Origin of the sequence: Serratia sp. FS14, from assembly GCF_000695995.1 — a bacterium.
In the GTDB taxonomy this organism is placed as follows: domain Bacteria; phylum Pseudomonadota; class Gammaproteobacteria; order Enterobacterales; family Enterobacteriaceae; genus Serratia; species Serratia nematodiphila.
In genome coordinates, this window is sequence record NZ_CP005927.1 from 1,970,605 (window position 1) to 1,987,250 (window position 16,646).

The window sequence follows — 16,646 nt, forward strand, 5'->3', positions numbered from 1 at the left end:
TCTCTTCGAGTCTGTACGCATAACCAACTGCTACCGAACGATAGCGCAATTTGTACGTTGGCACCGGCGGTGGGCTTGAGGTAACGTCTGTGCATTCCGATTTGCGCCGAGAACGCCATGTCCATTAAACGCTATCCGCAGCTCGCCCATTGGGGCGCTTATACCGCCGTGGTTGAAGACGGCCGGCTTATCCGTTGTGAACCCTTCGTCGACGATCCCGACCCTTCGCCGCTGCTCGATTCCATCGCGCCGATGGTTTACTCCGACAAACGCATTCGCAAGCCGGCGGTGCGCCGCTCGTGGCTGCAAAAGCGCGAGGGCAGCGACCGTACGCTGCGCGGCAGGGAAGATTTCGTCGAGGTGGACTGGGAATTGGCGCTCGATTTGGTGGCGCAGGAGAATCGCCGGGTGCGCGAGCGCTACGGCGCCTCCGGGTTGTTTACCGGCTCTTATGGCTGGTCGTCGGCCGGGCGGTTGCACCATGCCCGCTCGCTGGTGCGGCGATTCTATTTCAGCGGCGGCGGCGGGGTCGATCAGCAGGGCAACTACAGCTGGGGCGCAGCGCAGTTCTTTCTGCCGTATGTGATCGGCACTTTCTCGCCGTTGACCGGGCGCGTCACCAGTTGGCCGAGCGTGGTGGAGCATTGCGAGCTGTTTGTGGCGTTTGGTGGGTTGGCGCTGAAAAACGCTCAGGTCTCTTCCGGCGGCGCGGCGGAACATGCGCTCAAGCCCTGGCTGCAAAAGCTGGCGCGCAAGGGTACGCCGGTGGTCAACATCAGCCCGATGCGCGATGATTGCCCCGAGTTCGTCAATGCGGAATGGATCCCGATCCGGCCGAATACCGACGTGGCGCTGATGCTGGCGCTGGCTTACGAAATCCAGCGGCTGGGCGCGCAGGATGAAGCCTTCCTGCACAGCCACTGCGTGGGTTATCAACAGTTGGCGGATTACCTGAACGGCGTGAGCGACGGCGTGGCGAAAACGCCGGCCTGGGCCAGCGCCATCACCGGCATTCCGACGGCGCGCATAGCGCTGCTGGCGCGGCAGCTGATCGGCGTGCGCAGTTTTATCACCTGTTCCTACTCTGTGCAGCGCGCGCATCGTGGCGAGCAACCGTACTGGATGATGATCGCGCTGTCGTCGATGCTGGGTCAGGTGGGGCTGCCGGGCGGCGGTTTTTCGTTCGGCCACGGCTCAATGAACGGCGTCGGCAACCCGCGCGTGGATACCCCCGCGCCGACCATGCCGGTAGGGGATAACCCGGCCGGGCTGGCGATCCCGGTGGCGCGCATCTGCGACATGCTGCTGCACCCCGGCGAAGCCTATCAATTTTGCGGCGAGACGCGGCATTATCCGGATATCCATCTGGTGCACTGGGCCGGCGGCAATCCGTTCCATCACCATCAGCAGTTGAACCGACTGGTGGAAGGTTGGCAGAAGCCGGATACGGTGATCGTCCAAGATATCTGGTGGACGGCGGCGGCCAAAATGGCGGATATCGTGCTGCCGGTCACCAGTTCGCTGGAGCGTAACGACATCGGCGGCTCGTCGCGCGATCGCTACGTGTTGGCGATGCATCAGGCCATTTCGCCGCAGCATCAGGCGCGCAACGATTTCGATATCTTCGCCGATCTGGCCGAGCGTCTCGGTTATCGCGAGCGCTTTACCGAAAACCGCGATGAGCGCGCCTGGATCGAAGCTATCTATCGGCAATGCGGCGCGGCGCAGCAGCGCGCCGGCGTCGCCTGGCCCGAGTTTGAGGCGTTCTGGCAACGGGGCTATGTCGAGCTGCCCGCGCCGGCCAAAGAGTTTGTATTTTTTGACGCGTTTCGCGCCGATCCCCAGGTTAACCCGCTGCAAACGCCCAGCGGCAAGATCGAATTGTTCAGCGAGCGGATCGCCGGCTATCGCTACGAAGATTTCGCTCCGCATCCGCAGTGGCGGCCGCCGGTGGAGTGGCTGGGTGCGCCGCAGGCCAAAAACTGGCCGCTGCACCTGATCTCCATTCAGCCGAGCGATCGCCTGCATAGCCAGATGGATCCGGCGCCGCTGGCGCAGGGCAACAAGACCGCCGGGCGCGAAACCCTGTATATGCATCCGGACGATGCGGAGCCGCGCGGCGTGGCGGACGGCGCCGAAGTGCTGGTCAGCAATGCGCGCGGCAGCTGTCTGGCGGGGGTATCGCTCACCGATGGCGTGACGCGCGGCGTGGTGTTGATGGCGACCGGTGCCTGGTTCGAGCCGGGTTTCGACGCGCAGCGCCGGCCGGTCGAGCAGGCGGGCAACCCGAACGTGCTGACGCTGGATATCGGCACCTCGCCTCTGACGCAGGGGCCGAACGCCATGAGCTGCCTGGTCGAGGTCAGCGCGCGATGAGTGAAGATTTCACGTCTGGGTCACTGGCTCGTCGTTGTTATATTTATTTTCGTCGCTGCGGGAAGGTTTAAGTTTCATTGAGTTATTACAGCAGATCGCGGGAAATTTACAGCTGGTTGCATTTGGAGCAGAACTCTTGCGATTCGGCGGTAGTTTCCTGCACGCCATCTCTCTAGAGTAGGTGATCCCAGAGGTATTGATTGGTGAGAAATCAGCATACTCTGTATGTTGAAGCCATTTTCAATTGCACCAACCTACGCGGATGCGTAGGTTTTTTTTGCCTGCCATATAGTATTCTTTTCCCTACAACGATTTACGCCTCCATGGCCAAGGGAGAAGGGCATGATCTTTTCACTGCTGCGCGCGCTGTTTCGCCTGTTGTTTCGGGTACGGGTCGAAGGGGACGTCCAGCACTTCGAACGGCAAAAATTACTGATTACGCCGAACCACGTCTCTTTCCTCGACGGCGTACTGCTGGCGCTGTTCCTGCCGATAAAACCGGTGTTTGCGGTCTATGCCAGCATCGGCGAGAGCTGGTTTATGCGCTGGCTGCGGCCTTACATCGATTTCGTCTCGCTCGATCCCACCAAGCCGATGGCCATCAAGCAGCTGGTGCGCATGGTCGAACAGGGGCGGCCGATCGTGGTGTTCCCTGAAGGGCGCATCACCGTAACCGGCGCGCTGATGAAAATCTACGACGGCGCGGCGTTTATCGCCGCCAAATCGGGCGCCACCGTGGTGCCGGTGCGGATCGACGGCCCCGAATTCAGCCCGTTCGGCCGCATGGCCGGGGTGTTCAAGATCCGCTGGTTTCCGCAAATCAGCATCCGCATCTTGCCGCCGACCACGCTACCGATGCCGGAGGCGCCGCGTGCGCGCGAGCGGCGGGCGCTGGCGGGCGATCGGCTGATGCAGATCATGATGCGGGCGCGCATGGAGACGCGCGAACCGCAGACGCTGTTCCATGCCTTGCTGGCGGCGCAGCAGCGCTATGGGCGCCGCAAGCCCTGTATCGAAGACATCGCTTTCAAAGAGGACAGCTACCAAACGCTGATCAAGAAATCGCTGGGCGTCAGCCGCATTCTGCAGCGCTTTACCGCCGAAGGGGAGCACGTCGGGCTGCTGTTGCCCAACGCCACCATCACCGCGGCGGCGATCTTCGGCGCTTCGCTGCGCAACCGCATTCCGGCGATGCTCAACTACTCCGCCGGCGCCAACGGCCTGAACAGCGCGATGACCGCCGCCGGCATCAAGACCATCGTCACCTCGCGCCAGTTCCTGGAGAAGGGCAAGCTGACCCATCTGCCGGAGCAGGTGACGCAGGCCAACTGGGTGTATCTGGAGGATCTGAAAGGCACCGTTACGCTGGCGGACAAGCTGTGGATCCTGCGGCACTTGCTGCAACCGCAGCGCGCGATGTTGCCGCAACGCCCGGAGGACGCGGCGCTGATCTTGTTCACTTCCGGTTCCGAAGGCCACCCCAAGGGCGTGGTGCATTCGCATGCCAGCCTGCTGGCCAACGTAGAACAAATCCGCACCATCGCCGATTTCACGCCGCGCGACCGCTTCATGTCGTCACTGCCGCTGTTCCACTCGTTCGGCCTGACGGTGGGGCTGCTGACGCCGCTTCTCACCGGCAGCCGCATTTTCCTCTACCCCAGCCCGCTGCACTATCGCGTGGTGCCGGAGTTGGTGTATGACCGTAACTGCACGGTGCTGTTCGGCACGGCGACCTTCCTCAACAACTATGCGCACTTCGCGCATCCGTATGATTTCGCCCGCTTGCGCTATGTGGTGGCCGGCGCGGAGAAACTGGCGGACAGCACCAAACAGATCTATCAGGATAAATACGGCATCCGCATTCTGGAAGGCTATGGCGTGACCGAGTGCGCGCCGGTGGTGTCGATCAACGTGCCGCTGGCGACCAAGGTGGGCACCGTTGGCCGTATCATGCCGCAGATGGAGGCGCGTTTGATCGCGGTGCCGGGCATCGATAACGGCGGCCGCCTGCAGCTGAAGGGGCCGAATATCATGAAAGGCTACCTGCGGGTTGAACGTCCCGGTGAGCTGGAACCGCCGGCGGCGGAAGATGCGAACGGTGTGCTGCAGCCGGGTTGGTATGATACCGGCGATATCGTCAGCCTGGATGAGCAGGGTTACTGCACCATTCGCGGACGCGTGAAGCGCTTCGCCAAGCTGGCGGGCGAGATGGTGTCGCTGGAGAGCGTCGAACTGCTGGCGCAACGGCTGTCGCCGGAAAAACTGCATGCTGCCACGGTCAAAAGCGACAGCAGCAAAGGCGAGGCGCTGGTGCTGTTCACCACCGATCCCGCCATTACCCGCGAGGCATTGCTGCGGGTGGCGCGCGAGCTGGGCAGCCCGGAGCTGGCGGTGCCGCGCGATATTCGCCTGTTGAAAACGCTGCCGGTGCTCGGCAGCGGCAAACCTGATTTCGTCACCTTGCGTCATATGGCCGAACAGCCGGAGAGTGCCTGATGAATCCTTCGACCGAATCCCCTTTGTTGTCACGCGGCATGATCGCGGTGATCAGCGCGCAGTTCCTCTCGGCGTTCGGCGACAATGCGTTGCTGTTCGCCACGCTGGCGCTGATCAAGCAGCAGCTGTATCCGGACTGGAGCCAGCCGATCCTGCAGATGGCCTTCGTCGCCACCTACATCATCCTGGCACCGTTTGTCGGCCAGGTGGCCGACAGCTTCGCCAAAGGGCGGGTGATGATGTTCGCCAACGCGCTGAAGCTGGCGGGGGCATTGGTGATCTGTTTTGGGGGGAACCCGTTTCTGGGTTACAGCCTGGTCGGCGTGGGGGCCGCCGCGTATTCTCCGGCCAAATACGGCATTCTGGGCGAGATCACTAGCGGCGAGAAGCTGGTCAAGGCTAACGGCCTGATGGAGGCCTCGACCATCGCCGCCATTCTGACCGGTTCGGTGGCCGGCGGTATTCTGGCGGACTGGCACGTGGTCGCGGCGCTGGCGGCCTGCGCGTTGGTTTACGCGGGGGCGGTGGTCGCCAACCTGTATATTCCACGTCTGGCGGCGGCGCGCCCAGGGGCTTCATGGCGGCCGCGGGCCATGACGAACAGTTTCTTTACCGCCTGCGTCACATTATGGCGCGATGGGCAGACGCGTTTCTCATTGATTGGCACCAGCCTGTTTTGGGGGGCCGGCGTGACGCTGCGTTTTCTGTTGGTGCTGTGGGTGCCGGTGGCGCTTGGCATCGCCGATAACGCCACGCCGACGCTGCTGAACGCCATGGTGGCCGTCGGCATCGTGTTGGGCGCGGGTGCCGCCGCGCGCTTCGTCACGCTGAAGACGGTGAAACGCTGCATGCCGGCCGGGATCCTGATCGGCATCGCGGTCGCGGTGTTTGCGCTGCAAACGACTATGCTCAATGCCTACGTCTTGCTGGCGCTCATCGGCATGCTGGGGGGCTTCTTCGTCGTGCCGCTCAATGCGTTGCTGCAGGAGCGGGGCAAACATTCGGTCGGCGCCGGTAATGCGATCGCAGTGCAAAACCTGGGTGAAAACGCCGCCATGTTGCTGATGCTGGGCCTGTATTCTTTGGTCGTGAAGCTGGGCGTGCCGGTGGTGGGCGTCGGCGTAGGGTTTGGCGTGGTGTTTGCGCTGGCGATTAGCGCATTGTGGTGGTCTCAGCGGCGGTGAAACGGGGCGCAGCCAGGCTGCGCCCTCAGGCTATCAAGGCGCCGGAATGGTAAACCGGGTGTGGATTTCTTCGAGCGCCTGCAGCACGTCCTCATCCAGAATCACGTCGAGGCTGTCGAGGTTGATTTTCAACTGATCCACCGAGGTGGCGCCCAGCAGAGTGCTGGCGACGAATGGCTGCTGACGCACGAAGGCCAAGGCCATCTGCGAAGGATCCAGCCCGTGTTTTTTGGCCAGCGCCACGTATTCGGCGATCGCCAACTGGGTTTGCTGCCCTGAATAACGGTTGAAACGGGTGAACAGCGTATTGCGCGCGCCGGCCGGTTTTGCGCCGTTGAGGTATTTACCGCTCAGGGTGCCGAACGCCAGGCTGGAATAGGCCAGCAGTTCCACCCCTTCGTGCTGGCTGATCTCGGCCAGGCCAATCTCAAAGCTGCGGTTCAGCAGGCTGTACGGGTTTTGAATCGACACGATGCGCGGCAGCTCATGTTTCTCCGCCAGCTGCAGGTAGCGCATCACGCCCCAGGGCGTTTCATTGGAAACCCCGATATAGCGGATCTTGCCGGCGCGCACCTGCTCGGTCAGCGCTTCCAGCGTTTCCAACAGCGTGACCGTAGCTTTGTCCTCGGTGTATTGATAGTTGAGTTTGCCAAAGCAGTTGGTAGCACGCTGCGGCCAGTGCAATTGATAAAGATCGAGATAATCGGTGTTCAGCCGCTTGAGGCTGGCGTCGAGCGCGGCGCGGATGTTTTTGCGATCCAGCGCCTGCTGCGGACGGATGCTGCTGTCGGTGCCGCGTACCGGGCCCGAAACTTTGCTGGCCAGGACGATTTTTTCGCGATTGCCGCGCGCCTTGATCCAACTGCCGATATAGCTCTCGGTCAGGCCCTGGGTTTCCGGGCGAGGCGGCACCGGGTACAGTTCGGCGGTGTCTATCAGGTTCACGCCTGCGGCCAATGCATAGTCCAGTTGCGCATGGGCGTCGGCTTCGCTGTTCTGTTCGCCAAAGGTCATGGTGCCCAGTCCCAGCACGCTCACTTCTAAAGAACTGTGGGGAATACGGTGGTATTGCATTAACGGCCTTCCTTTCTTGTTAGCGCTGACGGGCCGCGCGGCCCGGTGAAACAGGAGCCCAATTCAGAAGACGGCGCAAAGTCCGTCGGGCGGCGATGTCGCCTTTCCTGACTATAACCAAGCGGTGAAGATGGGGGAAGCGGATTCAGTGCGGAGACGAATGAGGGCTACCGCGCTTGAACGGGCGATAGCCGGCGAGCGGTGATTAGCGTTCGATAACCTGGGAAACCTGATCGCCGTTGATCTGGCGGTGGTTGCCTTTCTCGTCTTTATAACTGATGAGTCCGGTGTCTTCGTCGATCTCTGGTTTGCCTTGCGTCAGGATCATGTTGCCGTCTTTGGTCGCCATGACGTAGTCGCTGGAACATCCCGCCAAACCGGCCGCCATCACCAGCGCAGACACTGCCATTACCCACTTTTTCATCCTGCGGATCCTCGATTATGCAAAAACAATATTCTTTCAAGATTAGCAAACTCTTGGCCGGGGACGTCTCAGATAAGTCTTTATCTGATAAGAAAAACTGAAATGAGGGGGCAACGAAACGGCGGAAGCCGCCGATGGCGGCCTCCGCGCAGGGTTATTCCGGCGAACGGTTTTTCTTGCTGCGCATCAGATTGAGCGCTTCTACCGACATGGAGAAGAACATGGCGAAGTAGATGTAGCCTTTCGGCACGTGCACCTGGAAGCTTTCCAGCATCAGCGTGAAGCCCACCAGGATCAGGAACGCCAGCGCCAGCATTTTCACCGACGGATGGCGATTGACGAATTCGCCGATCGGCCGGGCGGCGAACATCATCACGCCGACGGCAATCACCACCGCCGCCATCATGATGAACAGGTGATCGGAAAGGCCCACGGCGGTAATCACCGAATCCAGACTGAAGATGATATCCAACAGCATGATCTGTACGATCGCGCCGAAGAAGCTGTGCACCTTGGTGTGGTGCTCTTCTTCCGACCCTTCGATGGTTTCGTGGATCTCTTTGCTGGCTTTCCAGATCAGGAACAGTCCCCCCAGCAGCAGGATCAGATCGCGGGCGGAAATGGCGTGATCCAGCACGGTGAACAGCGGGTGCGTCAAGCGGATCACCCAGGCGATGGAGGCCAGCAGCGCCAGGCGCATCAGCATGGCGGCGGCCAAGCCCATTCGGCGAGCTTTGTTCTGTTGCGCTTTGGGCAGCTTCGCCACCACCAGCGACAGAAAAATGATGTTATCAATACCCAGTACGATCTCAAGAATGGTTAGCGTACCTAACGCTAACCAGGCATTGGGATCCATAATCCATTCGAACATTGCCCGACACACCTTAGTACTTAATAAATGCAAAGCGTGAATTATACGCGTTTATCGTGGCGCTGACAGGGCTAGCTAAACCAGAGTTAAACGAAATCGCTTAGATTGAGAAATGTCTTGCCAGCAGCGCGCCGGTAAAACCTTTTTTCAGATAGAAACCGCGCGGCAGCGTCATGATAGGTTGCCCCTGTTCGCCGATGGCTTCGGTGAGCGCCTTGTTGTTGGCCGCTTTGGGGCGCAGTTGCAGCACTTCGCCGTGGCGTGCGGTGATGCGTTCTACGTGACCGAGCACAATCAGATCCATCAGCTCTTCCCAATCGCGGCGCAGCATCTCTTCTTCAGCAAGGCTCGGGCTCCACAGCAGCGGCGAACCGACGCGGCGCTGCGCCAGAGGGATTTGCCGTTCGCCCTCTACCGGTATCCACAACACGCGCGCCAGCTTGTGGCGAACGTGGCTGCTGGCCCAGGTGACGCCGCTGTTGCCGGTGAGCGGGGCGACGCAGACGAAAGTGGTCTCCAGCGGTTTGCCGGCGGCGTCGACAGGAATGGTTTTCAGCTCAATGCCCAGCTCAGGAAAATCCTGTTCCGGTTTACTGCCGGCCATGGCGCCGAGGTACAGCTCCAGCAGCATGCCCACCCAGCCTTTATCGCGTTTCAGATCCTTGGGGATCGGCAACTGCGCGCGGGCGGCCAGTTCGCCAAAACTGAAGCCGGCCAGCGCCTGAGCGCGCTCGAACAGCTGCCGTTCATTTTCCGGCGGGGGCGGCAGAGGGGATAAAAACGCCATAAATCAAGCCTGTCGAATTTGGTTGAAAAACGTACTGCATAGATACACGGGAAACGCTAACCCCAGTCGCCTGGGGAAAAGAATAATAGTAGCATGATTTTACATGACTTTTTTTCTTTCCTTGCGCGGGCGACAATGCACTTGCGGGGCTTGTTCACCTGAAGCCACCGACAATAAACAGGATCTTACACCTATTTATCCACAGATTTATGGGATAACCCAAATTTTTACCGATCACTGGTTCAATTTACAGCCTTGACTCAGGCGGATTTTTACGAATTTGTCCGTTTTGTGCGTAACTTGCCCGGATAATCTGTGGATAAAAACGGCGTTGGTGGATCTTTCGCCAGGGTAAGATCCTTACCGTGCATAGATCACATTTTTGCCCTGTAAATCACTGTGGGATATTGTTTAAATGTATGTTTTTAAGCTTAATATTTGTTTTTAGGTATGAGGGGGAATTTTAGGGAGCGAGAGTTTTACCGGCTTATCCCTCGAGTTCTGCACACACCTATCCACAGAAAAAGTGAATAAAACCGGTCTGAAAGGCTGGGGTATGTTTATAACTTTGCCTATATCTGTGAGTTATCCCAATGTTATCCGGCCCGCAGCGCCGTAAAGCAGTGGTTTACCGCCTGTAGCTTGTGTGAAACAATCAGGACATCTATGCGAATTTAAGCTTATCGAGGTAGTCCGGTGATCGATGATGATGGCTACCGCCCGAATGTTGGTATCGTAATCTGTAATCGTCAGGGGCAGGTCCTATGGGCCCGCCGTTACGGTCAGCACTCCTGGCAGTTTCCCCAAGGTGGGATTAACCCTGGCGAAACTGCGGAGCAGGCGATGTACCGTGAGCTGTTCGAAGAAGTGGGGCTGAGTAAAAAGGATGTGCGCATCCTGGCTTCGACCCGCAACTGGTTGCGCTATAAATTGCCGAAACGTTTGGTGCGTTGGGACACAAAGCCGGTTTGTATCGGCCAAAAGCAAAAATGGTTTTTGTTGCAGCTACTGTGCAATGACGCTGATATCAATATGCAGCGCAGCAGCACGCCGGAGTTCGACGGTTGGCGCTGGGTGAGCTTCTGGTATCCGGTGCGCCAGGTGGTGTCGTTCAAACGCGACGTCTACCGCCGGGTGATGAAAGAATTCGCCGTGACCGTGATGCCGATGCAAGAGCAGGCGGCGCCGCGGCAGGCCCCCGCTTATCGCCGAAAGAGAGGTTAAGTTAAGCCGACTATGCTCACGCGCTTGCGAGAAATTGTAGAGAAGGTGGCCGCGGCGGCCAGTCTGACGGATGCGCTGGATCTGCTGGTCAATGAAACCTGTCTGGCGATGGACACCGAAGTGTGTTCCATCTACCTGGCGGACAACGATCGCCGCTGTTACTACCTGATGGCCACGCGCGGGCTGAAAAAGCCGCGTGGGCGCACTATCGCATTGGCGTTTGACGAGGGCGTCGTCGGGTTGGTCGGCCGCCGAGCCGAGCCTATCAACCTGGCCGATGCCCAAAGCCACCCCAGTTTTAAATACGTTCCGCAGGTGAAAGAGGATCGTTTCCGATCCTTCCTCGGGGTGCCGATCATTCATCGGCGCCAACTGCTGGGGGTGTTGGTGGTGCAGCAGCGCGAGCTGCGCCAGTTCGATGAAAGCGAAGAGTCTTTCATGGTCACCCTGGCCACGCAGATGGCCGGGATCCTGTCACAGTCGCAGCTCAACGCCATTTTCGGTCAGTATCGCCAAACGCGCGTGCGCGCGCTGGCGGCCTCGCCCGGCGTGGCGGTGGCGGAAGGGTGGCAGGACAGCAGCCAGCCTTCGCTCGATCAGGTTTACCGCGCGTCGACGCTGGACACCGCCAGCGAGCGCGAGCGCCTGACGCTGGCGCTGGAAGAGGCCGGCGCGGAGTTTCGCCGTTTCAGCAAGCGTTTTGCCGCCAGCTCGCAAAAAGAGAGCGCGGCGATCTTCGATCTTTATTCTCACCTGTTAAACGACGCTCGCCTCAAGCGCGAACTGTTCGCCGAAATCGACAACGGTTCGGTGGCGGAGTGGGCGGTGAAGCAGGTGATAGAAGCCTTTGCCGAACAGTTCGCCAAACTGCAGGACACCTATATGCGCGAGCGCGGCAGCGACCTGCGCGCGCTGGGCCAACGCCTGCTGTTCCACCTCGACGACACCACCCAGGGCGCCACCCAGTGGCCGGCGCGTTTTGTGCTGGTGGCGGATGAGCTGACCGCGACATTGCTGGCCGAAGTGCCGCAGGATCGCTTGGTCGGCGTGGTGGTGCGCGACGGCGCCGCCAACTCGCATGCGGCGATTTTGGTGCGTGCGATGGGCGTGCCGACGGTGATGGGCGCCGACATCCAGCCTTCTCTGCTCAGCCAGCGGTTGCTGATCGTCGACGGTTATCGCGGTGAACTGCTGGTCGATCCTGAGCCGGTGTTGGTGCAGGAATATCAACGGCTGATCAGCGAAGAGCTGGAGTTGAGCAAGCTGGCGGAAGACGACGTCGAGCAGCCGGCGCAGTTGAAAAGCGGCGAACGCGTTCAGGTGATGCTGAACGCCGGCCTCAGCCCGGAACATGAACAGCTGTTGGGCGGCCGAGTGGATGGCGTGGGGTTGTACCGCACCGAAATCCCGTTCATGTTGCAAAGCGGTTTCCCGTCCGAAGAAGAACAGGTCGCGCAGTATCAAGGCATGCTGCAGCTCTATCCGAGCAAGCCGGTTACGCTGCGCACCCTGGATATCGGCGCCGACAAGCAACTGCCCTATATGCCGATCAGTGAAGAAAACCCTTGCCTGGGGTGGCGCGGCATCCGCATCACTCTGGATCAGCCGGAGATTTTTTTGATACAGGTGCGCGCCATGCTGCGCGCCAATGCCGGCACCGGCAACCTGGGCATTTTGCTGCCGATGGTCACCAGCCTGGAAGAGGTCGATGAGGCCAAGCGCTTGATTGACCGCGCCGGGCGCGAGGTGGAAGAGGTGCTTGGCTACGCGATCCCGAAACCGAAAATCGGCGTGATGCTGGAAGTGCCGTCGATGATTTTCCTGATCCCGCATTTGGCCGGGCGCGTCGACTTCATCTCGGTCGGCACCAACGACTTGACCCAGTACCTGCTGGCGGTGGATCGCAACAACACGCGGGTAGCCTCGCTGTATGACAGTTTGCATCCCGCGATGCTGCAGGTGCTGAAGCTGATCGCCGAGCAGGGGAAAGCAGTCGGGCTGCAGCTTAGCCTGTGCGGTGAGTTGGCCGGCGATCCCATGGGCGCGCTGTTGCTGGTGGGCATGGGCTATCGCAATCTGAGCATGAACGGCCGCAGCGTGGCACGCATCAAATACCTGCTGCGGCATATCGACCTTGCCGACGCGGAAGTGTTGGCGCACCGGGTGTTGAACACCCAAATGACCACGGAAGTGCGCCATTTGGTGGCGGCGTTTATGGAACGACGCGGCATGGGTGGGTTGATTCGCGGCGGCAGATAATCGCCGCGCGATGTGATTTTTTTACAGAACTTTTCCCGCGCTGCCGGCCCGGACCGCGCTAAGCCTATGTTATGATGCGCAACCTCAGCGCGGCGCATGTTCGTCGTCTTGCAGATCGCAGCGGCCAATGCTGCCGCTTGCAAGGCGCGGGATAATCTCCGTCGCCGCTTGGCACCTGCCGCCCCCGCATGGGGAAAAATAACAGACATGTTGTGGTGATAGATGAGCAATAGCTATCTGGCGTTTCCTAAATTTGATCCGGTCATTTTCTCCATTGGTCCGGTTTCTCTGCATTGGTACGGCCTGATGTACCTGGTCGGCTTCGTTTTTGCCATGTGGCTGGCGGTGCGTCGCGCCAACAAGCCGGGCAGCGGCTGGACCAAAGACGAAGTGGAAAACCTGCTCTACGCCGGCTTCCTGGGCGTATTCGTCGGCGGCCGCGTAGGCTATGTGCTGTTCTACAACCTGCCGCTGTTCCTGGATAACCCGCTTTATCTGTTCAAGGTCTGGGATGGCGGCATGTCATTCCACGGCGGTTTGATGGGGGTGATTCTGGTGATGTTCTGGTTCGCTCGCCGCACCAAGCGCACCTTCTTCCAGGTTTCCGATTTTATCGCGCCATTGATCCCATTCGGCCTGGGCGCCGGCCGCCTCGGCAACTTTATCAACGGCGAGCTATGGGGCCGTGTGACCACCGACACCCCTTGGGCGATGTTGTTCCCAAGTTCGCGCAGCGAAGACGTGGCGCTCGCCGCCGCCGACCCTTCTCTGCTGCCGCTGCTGAATCAGTACGGCGTGCTGCCGCGTCACCCGTCCCAGCTGTATGAACTGCTGCTTGAAGGCGTGGTGCTGTTTATCATTCTGAACCTGTTCATCCGCAAGCCGCGGCCGATGGGTGCCGTATCGGGCCTGTTCCTGATCGGTTATGGCGCATTCCGCATCATCGTTGAAGCGTTCCGCCAGCCGGATGCCCAGCTTGGCCTGTTCGACGGCGTGATCAGCATGGGGCAGATCCTGTCCATCCCGATGGTGGTGGCCGGTGTTATTATGATGATTTGGGCGTACCGTCGTCGCCCGCAGCAACAACTGTCGTGAGGGACAAATGAAACAGTATCTGGATTTGATGAACAAGGTGCTCGCCGAGGGCACCCCTAAAGCCGACCGTACCGGCACTGGCACATTGTCGATTTTCGGCCACCAGATGCGTTTCAACTTGCAGGAAGGTTTCCCGTTGGTGACCACCAAGAAATGTCATCTGCGTTCGATCATTCATGAGCTGTTGTGGTTCCTGAACGGCGATACCAACATCGCCTATCTGCGTGACAACAAGGTCACCATTTGGGACGAGTGGGCCGATGAAAACGGCGATCTCGGCCCGGTGTACGGCAAACAGTGGCGCGCCTGGGGCGCGGCGGACGGTCGTCAGATCGATCAGCTGAGCAACGTGCTTCAACAGCTGAAGCAAGATCCGGATTCGCGTCGCATCATCGTTTCCGCCTGGAACGTCGGCGAGCTGGATCAGATGGCGTTGGCACCGTGCCACGCGTTCTTCCAGTTCTACGTGGCGGACGGTAAGCTCTTTTGCCAGCTGTACCAGCGTTCCTGCGATGTGTTCCTCGGTCTGCCGTTCAACATCGCCAGCTACGCGCTGTTGGTGCATATGATGGCGCAGCAGTGCGATTTGGACGTCGGCGACTTCGTCTGGACCGGTGGCGATACCCATCTGTACAGCAATCATATGGAACAGACGAAGCTGCAGCTGACGCGTGAACCCCGTCCGTTGCCGAAGCTGGTGATCAAACGCAAGCCGGCTTCGCTGTTCGATTACCGTTTCGAAGACTTCGAGATCGAAGGTTACGATCCGCACCCGGCCATCAAGGCGCCGGTCGCGATCTGACCTTAACCGCATCACACCAGGGGCGCAGCGATTGCGCCCCTTTTTTTATCCGCATTGCGCGCCGCGCCGCATTTTATTGTCGCCATTTGTCGCTACAGGGAAAACATTGCGCAGCTTGCCGCAAGGCTTGCGCATGCGGCTTTACCGCCTTGTTACGGCCCTTAAACTGGCCGCATGAATGAAAATACGCTCTCGAACATCGATCACCGCCAGCGTGGCATGACGCTGATTGAGCTGTTGGCGGCGCTCCTGATCGCCGGCATGCTCACCGGCTGGGGCGTCGGTCAATGGCGCCACCATCAGCAAACGTTGCGCCTGGAACATACTGCCCAGCAGCTGCTGGCGTTTTTACTGCGACTGCAGGCGGACGCCAACTGGCGCAACCGCACGACGCTGCTGTGGTTCAAGAACGGCACGCCCTGGTGCCTGGGCGGCGGTGTGCCGCCGCCGGATTGCGCTTCCGCCGAGGGTTCCGTTTTCTCACCGTCTTACCGCGACGTCGTTTTGAGCGGCTACACCGACAAAGAGATCGGGTTTTACGGCTTGCGCAATACCGCGCAGGCGGGGCACATCCTGCTCAGCAACGAGGCAGGCGGCCTGCGGCTAGTGCTGTCCGCCCGAGGGCGGCTGCGTTTGTGCAGCGAAGGGCTCCGGATAAGGGGGATCGCGCCATGCTGACTGTAGAACGCGGTTTTACCTTGCCGGAGGTGATGTTGGCGCTGGTGTTCGGCAGCGTGATCGCGCTCGGCGCCGCGAAAACCTACCCGCTGTTGCGCCAGCAAAACGTGGCCGTCGGCCAGCATTTTCGGCTGGAGTCAACGCTGCGGCAACTGGCGTTCGGCATCGAGAAAGACCTGCGCCGCGCCGGTTTCTGTGCCGGGCAGTGCGCCGGCCGCCCGCTGCTGATCGGCCAGGCGGTGGGAGAAGCGGCGGGCAGCTGCGTTATCGTCGCTTACGATATCACCCGCAGTGGGCAATGGCTCACCTCGGGCGAGGATGCAGGTTATTTCGGCTATCGGCTGCGCAATGGCGGCTTGGAAGGGCAGCGCGGCGTAAGCCAATGCGACGGCGGCGGCTGGGAGCGGCTGCTCGATCGTGACGAAGTGCGCATTGAGCGGTTTCATGTGGCGATAGAGCGCGGGGAGTATGGCGGTGCGCTGGCCCGTTTGACTCTGGCGGGGCGCTCTGTCGGCGATGCGCGTATCAGGCGCAGCCTGAGCGGGAGCGTCGAAATGGCGGCGTTGCCATGAACCGGCGGAGCCAGCGAGGCGGCAGCACTTTGGCGGCGGTAATGTTGCTGTTGGCGTTGGGGTTGATGTTGCTCAATGCCCAGCACCGGCAATTGGATAACGCGCTGTTACTGGCCGCCGATCAGCAGCGCTACCTCCAGGCTTACAATCAGGCCGCATCGGCGCTGAGTTGGGGCATGCTCCAGCGTTGGCCACGCGCCGAGCTGAGTGCGGCGGCCTGGTTATGCAGGCAGCGCGCGGAACTGACGGCCTGCGCCCGGCTGTCTGCCAGAGCGGGCGTCGTGACGGTACGCGGCCTTGGGGAGATGCGCGGCGGTGAGCCGCTTTGGCTGTATCAATGGGGCGCGTTTGACGGTGCGGAATCGGTCGGCAGGGTGCAAGCGCAGCCGGGCGGCCGGCTGGATTTTTGCCCCGAGAAAAGGCCGGCCGACTGTGAGGGTTAACGCTCGCGCAGGGCGGTTATCCCGCAACGGCTTCAGCCTGCCGGAAGTGTTGGTGGCGGCATTGTTGTTCTCGGTGTCGCTGCTGGGCTTGTTACAGTATCATCAGGTGCTGTTGCAGTCGTTCCAGCGCCAGTGGCATTACCGGCAAGCCTGGGTGATGGCGCATCAGCAGTTGGAGGCGTTCGCAGTCACCGGTCGGCTCGATGCCGAACCGCTGCCGGAAGGCTGGCGACGCGAGACGGCGTTCGACGGCGCGGATGCGGATTGCCGCCGATTGACGGTCAGAGTACAAACTCCGCAACGGCAGTGGGCGACGCTGAGCCGCTGGTATTGCACCCGTTTTTGAGCCGGTACGTATCTT

15 protein-coding genes are annotated in these 16,646 nt (G+C 60.3%); 11 read left to right on the forward strand and 4 right to left on the reverse strand.

From position 1 onward, the window contains the following. Nucleotides 1-117: 117 nt before the first annotated feature. The 3 genes from L085_RS08920 to lplT all read left to right on the forward strand — a co-directional run bounded on the left by L085_RS08920 (nt 118) and on the right by lplT (nt 6,056). Nucleotides 118-2,376: a molybdopterin guanine dinucleotide-containing S/N-oxide reductase gene (locus tag L085_RS08920; protein WP_044030593.1), complete on the forward strand. Its 2,259-nt coding sequence runs from the start codon at nt 118-120 to the stop codon at nt 2,374-2,376. Between the two features lie 342 nt (nt 2,377-2,718). Next, on the forward strand, nt 2,719-4,872 hold the full coding sequence (aas, locus tag L085_RS08925; protein ID WP_044030594.1) for a bifunctional acyl-ACP--phospholipid O-acyltransferase/long-chain-fatty-acid--ACP ligase: 2,154 nt from the start codon (nt 2,719-2,721) through the stop codon (nt 4,870-4,872). Beyond that, on the forward strand, nt 4,872-6,056 hold the full coding sequence (gene lplT / locus L085_RS08930; protein ID WP_004931838.1) for a lysophospholipid transporter LplT: 1,185 nt from the start codon (nt 4,872-4,874) through the stop codon (nt 6,054-6,056). The genes aas and lplT overlap by 1 nt, the downstream gene beginning before the upstream one ends. A 33-nt stretch (nt 6,057-6,089) precedes the next feature. On the opposite strand, the gene L085_RS08935 is transcribed toward lplT, so the two are convergent. From L085_RS08935 to mutH, 4 genes are all read right to left on the reverse strand, one after another. Beyond that, nucleotides 6,090-7,130, reverse strand: coding sequence for an NADP(H)-dependent aldo-keto reductase (locus L085_RS08935; protein WP_015378923.1), 1,041 nt, complete (start codon nt 7,128-7,130; stop codon nt 6,090-6,092). Nucleotides 7,131-7,335: 205 nt separating this feature from the next. Continuing rightward, nucleotides 7,336-7,554 (reverse strand): YgdI/YgdR family lipoprotein, encoded by a 219-nt coding sequence (locus L085_RS08940; protein WP_004931843.1) that lies wholly within the window; start codon nt 7,552-7,554, stop codon nt 7,336-7,338. 154 nt (nt 7,555-7,708) lie between these two features. After that, nucleotides 7,709-8,425 carry a TerC family protein gene (locus L085_RS08945; RefSeq protein WP_004931845.1) on the reverse strand — a complete coding sequence of 239 codons (717 nt, stop codon included), beginning with the start codon at nt 8,423-8,425 and terminating at the stop codon, nt 7,709-7,711. Between the two features lie 100 nt (nt 8,426-8,525). After that, nucleotides 8,526-9,212, reverse strand: a complete 687-nt coding sequence (gene mutH / locus L085_RS08950) for a DNA mismatch repair endonuclease MutH (protein ID WP_004931848.1) — start codon at nt 9,210-9,212, stop codon at nt 8,526-8,528. A 696-nt stretch (nt 9,213-9,908) separates the two neighbouring features. Here mutH and rppH point away from each other — a divergent pair. From rppH to L085_RS08990, 8 genes are all read left to right on the forward strand, one after another. Beyond that, nucleotides 9,909-10,436 carry an RNA pyrophosphohydrolase gene (gene rppH, locus L085_RS08955; protein ID WP_004931849.1) on the forward strand — a complete coding sequence of 176 codons (528 nt, stop codon included), beginning with the start codon at nt 9,909-9,911 and terminating at the stop codon, nt 10,434-10,436. A 12-nt stretch (nt 10,437-10,448) separates the two neighbouring features. Continuing rightward, nucleotides 10,449-12,695, forward strand: a complete 2,247-nt coding sequence (gene ptsP / locus L085_RS08960) for a phosphoenolpyruvate--protein phosphotransferase (protein ID WP_044030595.1) — start codon at nt 10,449-10,451, stop codon at nt 12,693-12,695. 222 nt (nt 12,696-12,917) lie between these two features. Beyond that, on the forward strand, nt 12,918-13,790 hold the full coding sequence (gene lgt / locus L085_RS08965; RefSeq protein WP_015378920.1) for a prolipoprotein diacylglyceryl transferase: 873 nt from the start codon (nt 12,918-12,920) through the stop codon (nt 13,788-13,790). 7 nt (nt 13,791-13,797) lie between these two features. Continuing rightward, nucleotides 13,798-14,592, forward strand: coding sequence for a thymidylate synthase (gene thyA, locus L085_RS08970; protein ID WP_044030596.1), 795 nt, complete (start codon nt 13,798-13,800; stop codon nt 14,590-14,592). A 174-nt stretch (nt 14,593-14,766) separates the two neighbouring features. Next, nucleotides 14,767-15,270 carry a prepilin peptidase-dependent protein gene (locus L085_RS08975; protein ID WP_015378918.1) on the forward strand — a complete coding sequence of 168 codons (504 nt, stop codon included), beginning with the start codon at nt 14,767-14,769 and terminating at the stop codon, nt 15,268-15,270. Further along, the gene (locus L085_RS08980; RefSeq protein WP_015378917.1) at nt 15,264-15,842 is read left to right on the forward strand and encodes a prepilin peptidase-dependent protein; all 579 of its coding nucleotides are present in this window, start codon (nt 15,264-15,266) and stop codon (nt 15,840-15,842) included. The genes L085_RS08975 and L085_RS08980 overlap by 7 nt, the downstream gene beginning before the upstream one ends. Next, nucleotides 15,839-16,285, forward strand: coding sequence for a YgdB family protein (locus L085_RS08985; RefSeq protein WP_015378916.1), 447 nt, complete (start codon nt 15,839-15,841; stop codon nt 16,283-16,285). Before L085_RS08980 ends, L085_RS08985 begins: the two co-directional genes overlap by 4 nt. Further along, on the forward strand, nt 16,275-16,631 hold the full coding sequence (locus L085_RS08990; RefSeq protein WP_015378915.1) for a prepilin-type N-terminal cleavage/methylation domain-containing protein: 357 nt from the start codon (nt 16,275-16,277) through the stop codon (nt 16,629-16,631). The genes L085_RS08985 and L085_RS08990 overlap by 11 nt, the downstream gene beginning before the upstream one ends. Nucleotides 16,632-16,646 lie beyond the last annotated feature (15 nt).